We start from the raw sequence: 13,019 nt of genomic DNA, 5'->3' as shown, positions 1-13,019 counted from the left end.
TGGGCCGCACCAGCGCGATCTGTGGACGGATCCGCCGCTCCGCGCGGCTGTGGACGCCCCGCACCGCACCCGAACAGCGAAACGGCCCCGTCCCGAGAACCGGGACGAGGCCGCCGCAGCGAACCTGCGCGTCAGGGCATGACGAGCACGGCCTTGACCGTGGCACCCGACTGGGTGTCGGCGATGGCCTGTTCCATCTGCTCGAACGGGTAGGTGGTGATCAGCTCGTCGAACGGGAAGCGGCCGGCCTGGTGCAGCGCGACGAGCTCCGGGATGAAGTTCTGCGGGATCGCATCGCCCTCGATCGCGCCGACGAGCGTCTTGCCCGAGGCGGCGACCAGGCCGAGGTCGATCGTGCTGCCCGGCTTCGGCACACCCACCAGCGCGATCCGGGCGCCGAAGGCCGTCGCCTGGATGAGCTGCTCGATGACGGGCGCGACACCCGTCGTGTCGACGGCGTAGGAGGCACCGCCGCCCGTGATCTCGAGGATGCGGGCCGTCGTGTCCTCCTCCTTGCCGTTGATGAGGTGCGTCGCGCCGAGTCGCTGGGCGAACTCGAGGCGCTCGGGGATCACGTCGACCGCGATGATCGTCGTGGCGCCGGCCACCTTCGCGCCCATGATGGCCGACAGTCCCACCGCGCCCGTGCCGGCGACGACGATCGACGCTCCCGCGGGCACGTCGAGCGAGTTCAGCACGGTGCCCGCACCGGTCTGGATGCCGCAGCCGAGCGGGCCCGCGAGCTCGAGCGGGGTGCCCTCGGGCAGCTTGACGACGTTCTTCGCCGAGGCGATCGCGTGCGTCGCGAACGACGACTGTCCGAAGAAGCTGCCGTGCACGGGGCTGCCGTCGGCGGCGCTCAGCGTGGTGGTGCCGTCCTCGCGCACGCCGCCGAAGTTCAGCGGCATGAAGTTCAGGCAGTAGGCCTCGCGCCCGGCCAGGCAGTTGCTGCAGCGGCCGCACGCCGCGTACGACAGGCTCACGGCGTCGCCCACGGCGAGGCCGTGCACCGCCGAGCCGACCTGCTCGACGACGCCCGCGCCCTCGTGACCGAGGACGAACGGGAAGGCGCCGGGGATGTGGCCGTGCTGCACGGCGAGGTCGGTGTGGCACAGGCCGGTGGCGACGATCTTGACGAGCACCTCATCGGGCTGCAGATCGCCGAGCGTGAGGTCTTCGAAGCGGAACGGCTCGTCGACGCCGTGGAGCACGGCCGCGCGAACGGATGTGGTCATCTCGAGTCCTTTCAGAGTGCATTCAGGTGGACGCACCATCCACGCTACGCCTGCCGGAGAGGACGGGATCAGATATCGCCGGAATCTGCCGGGAATCCGGCGCAACCTGCGCGTACGCTCAGCGCACCTTGCCGAGGAACTCCCGCGTGCGCGCGTGCTGGGGGCGCTCGATGACCTCGGCCGCCGGGCCCTCCTCGACGACGACGCCGCCGTCCATGAAGACCACGCGGTCGGCCACGTCGCGCGCGAAGCCCATCTCGTGCGTGACGACGATCATCGTCATGCCCTCGTCCGCCAGCTCGCGCATGACGTCGAGCACCTCGCCGACGAGCTCGGGGTCGAGCGCCGACGTCGGCTCGTCGAAGAGCATGAGCTCGGGCTTCATCGCGAGCGAGCGCGCGATCGCCACGCGCTGCTGCTGACCGCCCGAGAGCTCGTGCGGGTACGCGTCCATCCGGTGCGCCAGGCCCACGCGCGTCAGCAGCGCCCGCGCCTCCGCCTGCGCCTGCGCGCGCGGCACGCCGCGCACCCCGATCGGCCCCTCCGAGACGTTCTCGAGCGCCGTCATGTGGCCGAACAGGTTGAAGCGCTGGAAGACCATGCCGATCCTCTCGCGCCGCGCCGCGACCTCGCGCTCGCGCAGCTCGTAGAGCCGGCCGTTGCTCTCGCGGTAGCCCACGTGCTCGCCGGCCACGCGCAGCTCTCCCCCGTCGATCCGCTCGAGGTGGTTGATGCAGCGCAGGAACGTCGACTTGCCCGATCCGCTCGGGCCGATGAGGCACACGACCTCGCCGGGCGCGACCGCGAGGTCGATGCCCTTCAGCACCTCGTTGTCGCCGAAGCGCTTGCGCACGCCGACGGCCTGGACGAGCGGAGCGTTCATCGGGTCCTCCCCGGCAGGATGCGGCGCAGCACGTCGCCGACGCTCGACGCGTCGCTCACCGACGAGTACTCGAAGCGCCGCTCGATGAAGTACTGGCCGATGCTGAACACGGTCGTGAGGATCAGGTACCAGATCGACACCGTGAGCAGCAGCTCGACCACGAGCAGGTTGTTGGAGTAGATGCCCACCGCCGACAGCAGCAGCTCGCCGTACTGGATCGTGTAGGCCAGCGACGACGTCTTGAGCATGTTGATGAACTCGTTGCCTGTGGGCGGCACGATCACCCGCATCGCCTGCGGCAGCACGATCCGCCGCATGGTGCGCCCCGGCCGCATGCCGATCGACTTCGCGGCCTCCACCTGGCCCTTGTCGACCGAAGCGATGCCCGCGCGCACGATCTCGGCCATGTACGCGCCCTCGTTGATGCCGAGCCCCAGCAGGGCCGCGAGGAACGGCGTCATGATCGTGTTCGTGTCGACGGATCCGGCGAACGGGATCCACACCTCGGGGAACACGAGTGACAGGTTGTACCAGAGCAGCAGCTGCACGAGCACGGGCGTGCCGCGGAACAGCCACACGTACCCACCCGCGACGGCGCGCGCCACGGGATTCGCCGACAGGCGCATGATCGCCGCCACGACGCCCAGCACGATGCCGAGCGCCTGCGCGGCGATGCTGATGAGCAGCGTGCCCGCCATGCCCTGCAGGATCGTCGGCACGGTGAGGAACCGCAGGGTCGCGTCGTACTGGATGTCGGCCTGCGAGAAGGCGTAGACGAGCGCGGCGAGCAGGACGAGCACCACGGCGCCCGTGATCCAGCGCCCCCAGTGCCGCACCGGGACCGTGGTCATCGTCCGCTCGTCCATGTCAGCCGCCGTTGATCGTGGCTTCGTCGACCGCGCCGAGCGGGGTCTCGTACTTCTCGATCAGCTCGCCGTACTCGCCGCCGTCGATCGCGGCCTGCACGGCCTGCTGGATCGCGTCGCGCAGCTCGGGGTCGTCCTTGCTCACGCCGATGCCCATCGGGCCGGCCTGCACCTGGTCGCCCACGACCTCGAAGTCCTCGCCGCCGCCCGACACCCGCGCGTTGTACGCGGCGACCGGGTAGTCCTGCATGCCCGCGACGGCGCGGCCGTTCTTCACCTGCAGCATCGCCTCGGTCTCGCGGTCGAACGAGAGGATCTCGATCGGCTCCTGGCCGTCGGCCTCGCACGTAGCCGACTGGTCCTGCGCGTAGCCCTCCTGCACCGTGCCGCGCTGCACGGCGATCGTCCGCCCGCACAGGTCCTCGATGCCCGTGAGGCCCTCGGGGTTGCCCTTCGGGACGAGCAGCACGGCGCCGGCCATGTAGTAGTCGACGAAGTCGATCTCCTGCTGGCGCTCCTCGTTGTCGCTCATGCCCGAGACGATGATGTCGATGCGGCCCGAGTTCAGCTGCGTGATGAGGCTGTCGAAGACGACGTTGTTCCACTCGAACGGCACGCCCAGCTGCTCGCCCAGGATGTCGGTGAGCTCCTTGTCGAAGCCGAGGATCGTCGTGCCGTCCTCGTCGTAGTACTCCATCGGCGCGTACGCGATGTCGCCGCCGACCACGATCTTGCCGGCGTCCTTGATGTCCTGCGGCAGCGCGTCGTAAAGGGGCGCCTCGGTGTCGACGGCCTGCTCGGGCGCGGCGCCCGCGCAGCCGGCGAGGACGAGGGCGGCGGTCGCGCCCGCGGCGGTCAGCGCCAGCGCGCGGCGAAGGGTGGGGATTCGCATGGACTTCCTCGTGGATCGATGACGCAAACCGCATCATTCTACGCGGCCGGCGCTGGACCCCCGTGCGGACGCAGCACGGCCCCCGCGCCTCGTGAGCGCGGGGGCCGTGGGGCTGCGGTGAAACGATCAGCGCGCAGCGCTGCCCTCGACGTAATCGTCGTCGCTGTTCTTCCACGAGAACAGGGCGCGCAGCTCCTTGCCGGTGGCCTCAATGGGGTGCGACTCCTCCTTCTCGCGGAGGGCCTTGAACTCCGGCGCGCCGGCGTCCTGGTCGTCGATGAAGCGCTTCGCGAAGGCGCCCGACTGGATGTCGGCGAGCACGTCCTTCATGCGCTGCTTCGTGTCGGCGTCGATGACGCGCGGGCCCGAGACGTAGTCGCCGAACTCGGCCGTGTCCGAGATGGACCAGCGCTGCTTGGCGATGCCGCCCTCCCACATGAGGTCGACGATGAGCTTGAGCTCGTGCAGCACCTCGAAGTAGGCGATCTGCGGCTGGTAGCCCGCCTCGGTCAGCACCTCGAAGCCCGCCTGCACGAGGTGGCTCATGCCGCCGCACAGCACCGCCTGCTCGCCGAACAGATCCGTCTCGGTCTCCTCCGTGAAGGTCGTCTTGATGACGCCGGCGCGCGTGCCGCCGATCGCCTTCGCGTACGAGAGGGCGACGTCCCAGGCCTGGCCAGACGCGTCGTTCTCGACGGCGATGATGTCGGGGATGCCGCGGCCGGCCACGAACTCGCGGCGCACCGTGTGGCCCGGGGCCTTCGGCGCGACGAGGATGACGTCGACGTCGCTGGGCGCCTGGATGTAGCCGAAGCGGATGTTGAAGCCGTGCGCGAAGGCCAGCGTCTTGCCCGCGGTCAGCTTGGGGGCGATGCCCTCGGCGTAGATCGAGCGCTGGTGCTGGTCGGGCGCGAGGATCATGATGAGGTCGGCCCACTCGGTCGCGTCGGCGACCGACTTGACCTCGAAGCCGTCCTCCTGCGCCTTGGCCGTGGACTTCGAGCCGTCCTTGAGGGCGATGACGACCTCGACGCCCGAGTCGCGCAGGTTCTGGGCGTGGGCGTGGCCCTGCGAGCCGTACCCGACCACCGCGACCTTCTTGCCCTGGATGAGCGACAGGTCGGCGTCGGCGTCGTAGAGGATCTCGGTCACTGGTTCTCTCCTTGGGTGTTGCTGGTCTGGTGGGCTGGGTCAGCCGCGGAGGACGCGCTCGGTGATGGACTTGCCGCCGCGGCCCAGGGCGAGCAGGCCCGACTGGGCGAGCTCCTTGATGCCGAACGGCTCGACGGCCTTGAGGAACGCGTCGACCTTGCCCTTGTCGCCGGTCACCTCGATCACGAGCGCGTCGGGCGCGTAGTCGACCACGCGGGCGCGGAAGAGGTTCACGACCTCGAGCACGTTGGAGCGGCTCGTGTTGTCGGCCTTCACCTTGACGAGCATGTGCTCGCGCTGCACCGACGAGGCCGGGTCGAGCTCGACGATCTTGATGACGTTGACGAGCTTGTTCAGCTGCTTGGTCACCTGCTCGAGCGGCAGGTCGTCGACGTCCACGACCACCGTGATCCGCGACAGGCCGGGGATCTCCGTCACGCCCACGGCGAGGGAGTTGATGTTGAAGCCGCGGCGGGCGAACAGCCCGGCCACGCGGGTGAGCAGACCGGGGCGGTCCTCGACGAGCAGGCTCAGCACGTGCGTCGACATCTCAGGCCTCCTCGTCGAACGTCGGCGCGTTGTCCCGCGCGTACTGGATGTAGCTGTTGCTGACGCCCTGCGGCACCATCGGCCACACCATCGCGTCGGCGCTCACGACGAAGTCGATGACGACGGGCCGGTCGTTGATCGACAGCGCCTCCTGGATCGCCGCGTCCACCTGATCCTCGGTCTCCACGCGGATCGCGTGGCAGCCGTACGCCTCGGCGAGCTTGACGAAGTCGGGCACGCGGATCGATCCGGCGCCCGTGTTCAGGTCGGTGTTCGAGTAGCGGCCGTCGTAGAACAGCGTCTGCCACTGGCGCACCATGCCGAGCGAGGAGTTGTTGATGATGGCGACCTTGATAGGGATCTTGTTGATCGCGCAGGTGGCCAGCTCCTGATTCGTCATCTGGAAGCAGCCGTCGCCGTCGATCGCCCACACCACGCGATCCGGCTGGGCGACCTTCGCGCCCATGGCCGCCGGCACGGCGTAGCCCATCGTGCCGGCGCCGCCGGAGTTGAGCCACGCGTTGGGTCGCTCGTACTTGATGAACTGCGCCGCCCACATCTGGTGCTGGCCCACGCCGGCCGCGTACACGCCCTCGGGACCGGTCAGCTCGCCGATCCGCTGGATCACGTGCTGCGGCGCGAGCAGGCCGTCGCTCGTGGGCGTGTAGCCGAGCGGGTACTGGTCCTGCAGCCCGTGCAGGTAGGCCCACCACTCCTCGGTGTCGGCGCGCTCGGTGCCGCGCAGGGCGGCGTCGAGGTCGACGAGCACGTCCTTGAGGTCGCCCACGATGGGCACGTCGACGGCCTTGATCTTGCCGATCTCGGCGGGATCGATGTCGACGTGCACGATCTTGGCGTGCGGCGCGAACAGGCTCGCCTTGCCCGTGACGCGGTCGTCGAAGCGCGCGCCGAGGGCGACGACGAGGTCGGCCTCCTGCAGCGCGAGCACCGCGGGAACGGATCCGTGCATGCCGGGCATGCCGAGGTGCTGCGGGTGCGAGTCGGGGAACGCGCCGCGCGCCATGAGCGTGGTCACCACGGGCGCGCCGCTCGTCTCGGCGAGGGTGCGCAGCCCGGCCGAGGCACGAGCGCGGATGACGCCGCCGCCCACGTACAGCACGGGCTTGCGCGCCTCGGCGATGAGCGACGCGGCGGCCTGGATCTGCTTGCCGTGCGCCTTCGTGACGGGCCGGTAGCCGGGCAGGTCGTACTTGGGCGGCCACGAGAACGTCATCTCGTTCTGCTGCGCGTCCTTCGTGATGTCGACGAGGACGGGGCCGGGGCGCCCGGTCGTCGCGATCTCGTACGCCGCCGCGAGCGCGCCCGGGATGTCCTCCGCCGTGCGCACGAGGAAGGAGTGCTTCGTGATCGGCATCGTGATGCCCACGATGTCGGCCTCCTGGAACGCGTCGGTGCCCATCAGCGTCGAGAACACCTGGCCGGTGATCGCGAGCATCGGCACCGAGTCCATGTAGGCGTCGGCGATGGCGGTGACGAGGTTGGTCGCGCCGGGGCCCGACGTCGCGATCGCGACGCCGAGCTTGCCGCTCGACGAGGCGTAGCCCTCGGCGGCGTGGCCGGCGCCCTGCTCGTGGCGCACGAGGATGTGACGCAGCTTCTCGGCCGACATGAGCGGGTCGTAGACGGGCAGGATCGCGCCGCCCGGCAGACCGAACACATCGGTCACACCGAGCATCTCGAGCGAGCGGACGACCGCCTCGGCGCCCGTGAGCACGGACGCGTTCGCGGTGCGGGCGGGCGGCCGGGGCACGGCCGGAGCGGTGTCGGATGACATGTGCATGCTTCCTGGATCTGATTGCGTGGGCTGCTCGCAGAGGCGCGTCAGCCCGTGACGGCGCCCTCCGCCGCGGAGCGGACGAGCTTCGAGTACTTCGCCAGAACGCCGCGGGTGTAGCGCGGGGGCAGGGGCTCCCAGCCGGAACGGCGGGATTCGAGCTCCGCGTCATCGACGAGTAGGTCGAGAGTGCGGGCCGCGATATCGACCCTGATCAGATCACCATCGCGCACGAAGGCGATGGGACCAGCGTCCACCGCCTCGGGTGCAATATGGCCGATGCACAGGCCGGTTGTGCCGCCGGAGAATCGACCGTCCGTCAAGAGTAGTACATCCTTGCCGAGCCCAGCGCCCTTGATGGCGGCGGTGATCGCGAGCATCTCGCGCATGCCGGGACCGCCCTTGGGGCCCTCGTAGCGGATGATCACGACGTCGCCCTTGTCGATCTCGCCGTTCGTGAGCGCGTCCATCGCCGCGCGCTCGCGCTCGAACACGCGGGCGGGGCCCTCGAACACCTCGGCGTCGAAGCCGGCGGTCTTCACGACGGCGCCCTCGGGGGCCAGCGAGCCGTTCAGGATCGTCAGGCCGCCGGTGGCGTGGATCGGGTTGTCGAGCGTGCGCACGACCTCGCCGTCGAGCGGGGCGACGTCGAGGGCCGCGAGGTTCTCGGCCACGGTCTTGCCGGTGACGGTGAGCGCGTCGCCGTGCAGCAGGCCGGCGTCGAGCAGCGCCTTCATGACGACGGGCATGCCGCCCACGCGGTCGAAGTCCTGGGCCACGAAGCGGCCGAACGGCTTGACGTCGGCCAGGTGGGGCGAGCGCTGGCCGATGCGGGTGAAGTCGTCGAGGGTGAGCTCGACGCCCGCCTCCTTCGCGATCGCGAGCAGGTGCAGCACCGCGTTGGTCGATCCGCCCAGCACCATCGCCACGGTGACGGCGTTCTCGAACGCCTTCTTCGTGAGGATGTCCTTCGTCGTGATGCCCTTGCGCAGCATCTCGACGACGGCCTCGCCTGAGCGGTGCGCATACATGTCGCGGCGGCGGTCGGCGCTCAGCGGCGTGGACGAGCCGGGCAGGCTCATGCCGAGCGCCTCGGCGATGCACGCCATCGTGTTGGCCGTGTACATGCCGCCGCAGGCGCCCTCGCCCGGCGCGAAGCCGCACTCGATCTTCTTGAGGTCGGCCTCGCTCATCTGGCCCGCCTTGCAGGCGCCGACGGCCTCGAACGAGTCGATGATCGTGATGGTCTTCTCGGTGCCGTCCTCGAGCTTCACCCAGCCGGGGGCGATCGAGCCGGCGTAGAGGAAGACGCTCGCGAGCTCGAGGCGGGCCGCGGCCATGAGCATGCCGGGCAGCGACTTGTCGCAGCCGGCCAGCAGCACGGTGCCGTCGAGGCGCTCGCCCATCACGACGGTCTCGACGCTGTCGGCGATGACCTCGCGGCTCACGAGCGAGAAGTGCATGCCCTCGTGGCCCATCGAGATGCCGTCCGAGACGCTGATCGTGCCGAACTGCAGCGGGTAGCCGCCGCCGGCGTGCACGCCCTCCTTCGAGGCCTGCGCGAGGCGGTCGAGGCTCAGGTTGCAGGGCGTGATCTCGTTCCAGCTCGACGCGATGCCGATCTGCGGCTTCTCCCAGTCGTCGTCGCCCATGCCGACCGCGCGGAGCATGCCCCGGGAGGTGGTGGCCTCGATGCCGTCGGTGACGGCGCGGCTGCGAGGCTTGATGTCGATGGATGCGCTGGGGACTGCTTCGGCCATGATCCCGAGTCTAGAGCCGCCCGAACCGCGCCCCGTGCCGGGTGTGCGATCCGCTCTGGCGCGCCCGGGACGGGCGGTCAGGATGCCCGCAGATCCGCGAGTTCGGCGAGCAGGTCGGCGAACTCGCGGGCATCCTGCACGCGCACGGAGGCCGACGTCTCCCCCGGGCCCACGCGCACCCCGAGGTCGGCGGGCTCGAGGCTCGCGAGCGCGTCCTCGTCGGTCACGTCGTCGCCCGCGAACAGCACGGCGGTCGCCCTGGTCTGCTCGCGCAGCCGCGCGACGGCGGCGTCCTTGCCCTCGTGCCGCCACGTGTACTCCACGAGGTCGTGCCCGGCCCGGCGCCGCCAGCCCGGCGCCTCGCGCGCCACGAGCGCGTCGATGACGCCCTGCACGCCGTCGGCCATGTCGCGGGGCGTGAGGCGCGTGTGCACCGCGAAGCCCACCGACTTGTCCTCGATCCACGCGCCCTCGATGCCGTCGATCAGCTCCTTCGCCTCGGCCGCCAGCCGATCCCGCAGCTCGCGCTCGGTCGTGTCGTCGGGCTCGTCGTCCGCGGTCGCCTCCGCGTCGGCGGGCCGCCAGTACTCGACGCCGTGCGATCCGGCCAGCCACACGCGCGAGGTGTCCTCGTGCTCGGCGATGATCCGCAGATGCGGCAGGCTGCGCCCCGAGACGTAGGCGACGATCGTGTCGGGCAGATCCGCCAGCCGCCGCACGGCCTCGGCCGCCTCGGGCAGCGCCCGCGAGGTCATCGGGTCGTCCTGCAGCGGCGCGAGCGTGCCGTCGAAGTCGAGCGCGACGAGGAGTCGCTCGGTGTGGGCGATGCGCGGCAGCGCCGATCGCCAGTCCGTCTGCGGTTGCGTCATTCGCGGGGCTTCTTCCTCAGGGTCGGCTTCACTTTCACTTCCGGCGGGATCGGGGCGCCGGTGGCCCGCGCGTGCCGGACGGCGTCGACCGCCTTGAGGAAGCTCTGCCCCCAGGCCTCGACGTCGTTCTCGAGCACGTTGCGCCGCAGCGCGCGCATGCGGCGCGACTGCTCGGCCGGCGGCATGTTGATGGCGCGCAGGATCGCCTCCTTCATGCCGTCGATATCGTGCGGGTTCACGAGCAGCGCGCTGCTGAGCTCGTCGGCGGCGCCGGCGAACTCGCTCAGCAGCAGCACGCCCCGGTTGTCGGTGCGAACCGCCACGTACTCCTTGGCGACGAGGTTCATGCCGTCGCGCAGCGCCGTGATGAGCATCACGTCGGCGGCCAGGTACAGCGCGACCATCTCCTCGCGCGGGAAGCCCTGGTGCAGGTACCGGATGGCGGTGTGGTGCATCGTGTCGTAGTCGCCGTTGATGCGGCCGACCGTCAGCTCGATCTCGTCGCGCAGATCCTGGTAGGCCTCGACGCCCGGGCGGCTGGGGCTCGCGATCTGCACGAGCGTCACCTCGCCGACCGTGACCTTGCCGTCGTCCAGCAGCTCGCCGAAGGCCTTGAGGCGGTGGCGGATGCCCTTGGTGTAGTCGAGCCGGTCGACGCCGAGCAGGATCTTGTCGGGGTTGCCCAGCTGCTCGCGGATCTCGGCCGCGCGCTCCCGCACCTCGGGGCGCTGCGAGAGCTCGATGAACGCCTGGGCGTCGATCGAGATGGGGAACGGCGCGGCGATCACGTTGCGCGAGCCGCCGTCCGGCGTGGGCACCGAGATCTCGCTCGCCCGCGTCGGGTAGCGGAAGATCCGCCGCACCGAGCGCTGGAAGTTGCCCGCGTCGGCCACGCGCTGGAAGCCGAGCACATCGGCGCCGAGCAGGCCCTCGAGCACCTGCCGACGCCACGGCAGCTGCGAGTACAGGCCGTATGCCGGGAAGGGAATGTGGTGGAAGTAGCCGATCGTCAGATCCGGGCGCAGCTCGCGGAGCATCTGCGGCACGAGCTGCAGCTGGTAGTCCTGCACCCACACGAAGCCCTCGTGCTCGGCCACCTCGGCGGCGGCCTCGGCGAACCGGCGGTTCACCCGCACATACGCGTCCCACCACGAGCGGCGGTACACCGGGGCGGCGATGACGTCGTGATACAGCGGCCAGATGGTGCCGTTCGAGAAGCCCTCGTAGTAGTCCTTGAGCTCCTGGGCCGACAGCCGCACGGGCACGAGCACCGTGCCCTCGAACTCGAACGGGTCCATCTCGAGGTCGGCCCTGCCGCCCCAGCCCACCCACGCGCCGTCGGTCTTGGCCATCACCTGCTCGAGAGCCGTGACGAGCCCCCCGGGAGATCGCCGCCAGGTCTCGGTTCCGTCGGGCTCCGTCACCCGGTCCACCGGCAGGCGATTGGCGACCACCACGAGATCGGCCTTCTGCATGACTCTGTCTCCTCGTACCGGGATTCGTCCTTCGTACCGGGTCGGCATTCGCCCCGGGACGGTCGTTGTGCCGGTATCGCCAGGCTAACAGCGGGGGCGTGTCGGGCATGTTGCGCGCTAGCGTGGTTGACATGGGGATGCGGAAGTATGTAGCAGGGACCGGGATCGTCGGTGCGGTGCTCAGCGGTGTCTCGCTGCTCCGCGGTGCCGGCGAGCAGCCGTTCACGTGGCGCGTGGCGCTGCAGTGGGTGAGCTGGGGCATCACGCTCGCGCTGGCCGTGGGCACGATCCTCGACATCCGCAAGGCGTCGCGCGGGCGCATGGTGCCGGACGACTCGCCCATCCACGGCAAGGAGTCGCGGTACTACCGGGCGGGCGCCGCGAAGTAGCTCGCGCGTCCGGCGCCGCGGGGCTGTGGAGAGCCTCTGCGGGGATCGCGCGCGCTCGCTACCGTGTGTGGCATGTCGCGCCCGTCGTTCGCCGTCCTGATCCTGGGTCTCGCCCTTGCGGTGGCCGGGTGCGCCGCCGCGCCTGAGCCGGAGCCGACGCCGAGCGGGTTCGCGCGCGAGGAGGAGGCCTTCGCCGCGGCCGAGGAGACGTATCGGGCGTATGTGGAGGCGGAGAACGCCGTCGATCTGAGCGATCCCGGGACCTTCGAGCCGGTCTATGCGCTCACGACGGGCGATTCGCTCGCCTCGGTCAAGGAGGAACTCACGACGCTTCACGCCGAGGAGATGCGCCGGGAAGGCGAGACATCACTGGCATCGATCAGCCCCCACGACGCGGATCTTGAATCTGGCCTCGTGCGCATGGACGTGTGTTTGGACGTGTCGTCGATCGACGTGTTCGATGCCGAGGGGCGATCCGTTGTCAGTCCTGATCGTCCCGACGTGCAGCGACTCCGCGTGAGCTTCCACCTGCCGCCGGCCACGACGTCGGTACTCATCGCATCGACGGACGGCAGAGCGGATGGCCCCGAATGCCAGTAGCCAGTCGTCCCCTGCGATCGCGATCGGGATTGCTAGCCGCACTCGTTGCTCTCGCGGTCGTTCTCCTCGCGCCCGCGTCGCCTGCTGCGGCCGAGAGCGGATGCAGCCAAGTGTCTTGGTTCCACGCGTGCAACCCAGTCAACGATGGTGCCAGCGTGGACATCGGAGGGTCAGGCACTCGGCCCGGCGGCGGCGGTGGTTCGTCGGAGTCCGGCGGTGGGACGCAGCCGATCGCCGGCGACGGAGACGAGGTCGGTGAGGCGGCGCCGCCGCAACGCGACCCGCGGTGGGGACGATGCCGAGACGACCAGACCTCCCCACGCGCCGACGGACTCTGCTGGCAGGACTACGCCCCCGAACCACCCGCCGAGCAGACCGAGGACGCACCGGTCATCCCCGCCGTGCAGGCCACCGACGTGGCCCGCTTCGCACCCGCCACCCCCGCCATCGGCACCGAACCCGACGGCGTCGCCGTCGTCGGCATGCCCATGAACGTCCTCGTCACCGCCACCGCCCACACCGCCACCGGCACCCTGTTCGACCTGCCCGTGTCC

General features: G+C 70.2%; 12 protein-coding genes and 1 pseudogene. 3 read left to right on the top strand and 10 right to left on the bottom strand.

Annotation, left to right across the window (positions count from 1 at the left end; all coding sequences use genetic code 11):
• Positions 1–131 precede the first annotated feature (131 nt).
• The 10 genes from ACYVJ0_RS00065 to ACYVJ0_RS00020 form a co-directional block, all read right to left on the bottom strand.
• Entirely contained in the window at positions 132–1,235 is a 1,104-nt protein-coding gene (locus ACYVJ0_RS00065; RefSeq protein WP_460815166.1) for an NAD(P)-dependent alcohol dehydrogenase, read from the bottom strand.
• Positions 1,236–1,353: 118 nt separating this feature from the next.
• Positions 1,354–2,118, bottom strand: a complete 765-nt coding sequence (locus ACYVJ0_RS00060; RefSeq protein ID WP_460815164.1) for an amino acid ABC transporter ATP-binding protein — start codon at positions 2,116–2,118, stop codon at positions 1,354–1,356.
• Positions 2,115–2,969 carry an amino acid ABC transporter permease gene (locus tag ACYVJ0_RS00055; RefSeq protein WP_449853338.1) on the bottom strand — a complete coding sequence of 285 codons (855 nt, stop codon included), beginning with the start codon at positions 2,967–2,969 and terminating at the stop codon, positions 2,115–2,117. Before ACYVJ0_RS00055 ends, ACYVJ0_RS00060 begins: the two co-directional genes overlap by 4 nt.
• Before the next feature lie 16 nt (positions 2,970–2,985).
• Positions 2,986–3,876, bottom strand: coding sequence for an ABC transporter substrate-binding protein (locus ACYVJ0_RS00050; RefSeq protein ID WP_460815162.1), 891 nt, complete (start codon positions 3,874–3,876; stop codon positions 2,986–2,988).
• 126 nt (positions 3,877–4,002) lie between these two features.
• Positions 4,003–5,028 (bottom strand): ketol-acid reductoisomerase, encoded by a 1,026-nt coding sequence (gene ilvC, locus ACYVJ0_RS00045; RefSeq protein WP_449853340.1) that lies wholly within the window; start codon positions 5,026–5,028, stop codon positions 4,003–4,005.
• A 39-nt stretch (positions 5,029–5,067) separates the two neighbouring features.
• Positions 5,068–5,577, bottom strand: a complete 510-nt coding sequence (ilvN, locus tag ACYVJ0_RS00040) for an acetolactate synthase small subunit (protein ID WP_449853341.1) — start codon at positions 5,575–5,577, stop codon at positions 5,068–5,070.
• Between the two features lies 1 nt (position 5,578).
• Positions 5,579–7,372, bottom strand: a complete 1,794-nt coding sequence (locus ACYVJ0_RS00035) for an acetolactate synthase large subunit (protein ID WP_460815160.1) — start codon at positions 7,370–7,372, stop codon at positions 5,579–5,581.
• A gap of 47 nt (positions 7,373–7,419) precedes the next feature.
• Positions 7,420–9,132, bottom strand: coding sequence for a dihydroxy-acid dehydratase (gene ilvD, locus ACYVJ0_RS00030; protein WP_460815158.1), 1,713 nt, complete (start codon positions 9,130–9,132; stop codon positions 7,420–7,422).
• Positions 9,133–9,209: 77 nt separating this feature from the next.
• Complete coding sequence (gene otsB, locus ACYVJ0_RS00025; protein WP_460815156.1) at positions 9,210–10,001, bottom strand: trehalose-phosphatase; 792 nt, start codon at positions 9,999–10,001, stop codon at positions 9,210–9,212.
• Complete coding sequence (locus ACYVJ0_RS00020) at positions 9,998–11,476, bottom strand: alpha,alpha-trehalose-phosphate synthase (UDP-forming) (protein ID WP_460815155.1); 1,479 nt, start codon at positions 11,474–11,476, stop codon at positions 9,998–10,000. The genes otsB and ACYVJ0_RS00020 overlap by 4 nt, the downstream gene beginning before the upstream one ends.
• A 131-nt stretch (positions 11,477–11,607) precedes the next feature.
• Between ACYVJ0_RS00020 and ACYVJ0_RS00015 the strand changes: the two genes are divergently transcribed.
• The 3 genes and pseudogenes from ACYVJ0_RS00015 to ACYVJ0_RS00005 form a co-directional block, all read left to right on the top strand.
• Positions 11,608–11,865: a hypothetical protein gene (locus tag ACYVJ0_RS00015; protein ID WP_460815154.1), complete on the top strand. Its 258-nt coding sequence runs from the start codon at positions 11,608–11,610 to the stop codon at positions 11,863–11,865.
• A gap of 72 nt (positions 11,866–11,937) precedes the next feature.
• Complete coding sequence (locus tag ACYVJ0_RS00010; protein ID WP_460815152.1) at positions 11,938–12,465, top strand: hypothetical protein; 528 nt, start codon at positions 11,938–11,940, stop codon at positions 12,463–12,465.
• A 155-nt stretch (positions 12,466–12,620) separates the two neighbouring features.
• Positions 12,621–13,019: pseudogene (locus tag ACYVJ0_RS00005) on the top strand (hypothetical protein); the annotation flags it as partial.

It is taken from the genome of Microbacterium petrolearium (assembly GCF_054782875.1).
The sequence above is the reverse complement of the archived record's forward strand: the minus strand, read 5'-3'. Positions and strand labels throughout refer to the sequence as shown.

What these genes read in the sequence shown, in the direction of transcription:
- ACYVJ0_RS00020 (WP_460815155.1), bottom strand. Translation starts at nt 11,476, where the DNA reads ATGCAGAAGGCCGATCTCGTGGTGGTCGCCAATCGCCTGCCGGTGGAC.
- ACYVJ0_RS00050 (WP_460815162.1), bottom strand. Translation starts at nt 3,876, where the DNA reads ATGCGAATCCCCACCCTTCGCCGCGCGCTGGCGCTGACCGCCGCGGGC.
- ilvD (WP_460815158.1), bottom strand. Translation starts at nt 9,132, where the DNA reads ATGGCCGAAGCAGTCCCCAGCGCATCCATCGACATCAAGCCTCGCAGC.
- ACYVJ0_RS00035 (WP_460815160.1), bottom strand. Translation starts at nt 7,372, where the DNA reads ATGTCATCCGACACCGCTCCGGCCGTGCCCCGGCCGCCCGCCCGCACC.
- ACYVJ0_RS00055 (WP_449853338.1), bottom strand. Translation starts at nt 2,969, where the DNA reads ATGACCACGGTCCCGGTGCGGCACTGGGGGCGCTGGATCACGGGCGCC.
- ilvN (WP_449853341.1), bottom strand. Translation starts at nt 5,577, where the DNA reads ATGTCGACGCACGTGCTGAGCCTGCTCGTCGAGGACCGCCCCGGTCTG.
- ACYVJ0_RS00015 (WP_460815154.1), top strand. Translation starts at nt 11,608, where the DNA reads ATGGGGATGCGGAAGTATGTAGCAGGGACCGGGATCGTCGGTGCGGTG.
- ACYVJ0_RS00060 (WP_460815164.1), bottom strand. Translation starts at nt 2,118, where the DNA reads ATGAACGCTCCGCTCGTCCAGGCCGTCGGCGTGCGCAAGCGCTTCGGC.
- ACYVJ0_RS00010 (WP_460815152.1), top strand. Translation starts at nt 11,938, where the DNA reads ATGTCGCGCCCGTCGTTCGCCGTCCTGATCCTGGGTCTCGCCCTTGCG.
- ACYVJ0_RS00065 (WP_460815166.1), bottom strand. Translation starts at nt 1,235, where the DNA reads ATGACCACATCCGTTCGCGCGGCCGTGCTCCACGGCGTCGACGAGCCG.
- otsB (WP_460815156.1), bottom strand. Translation starts at nt 10,001, where the DNA reads ATGACGCAACCGCAGACGGACTGGCGATCGGCGCTGCCGCGCATCGCC.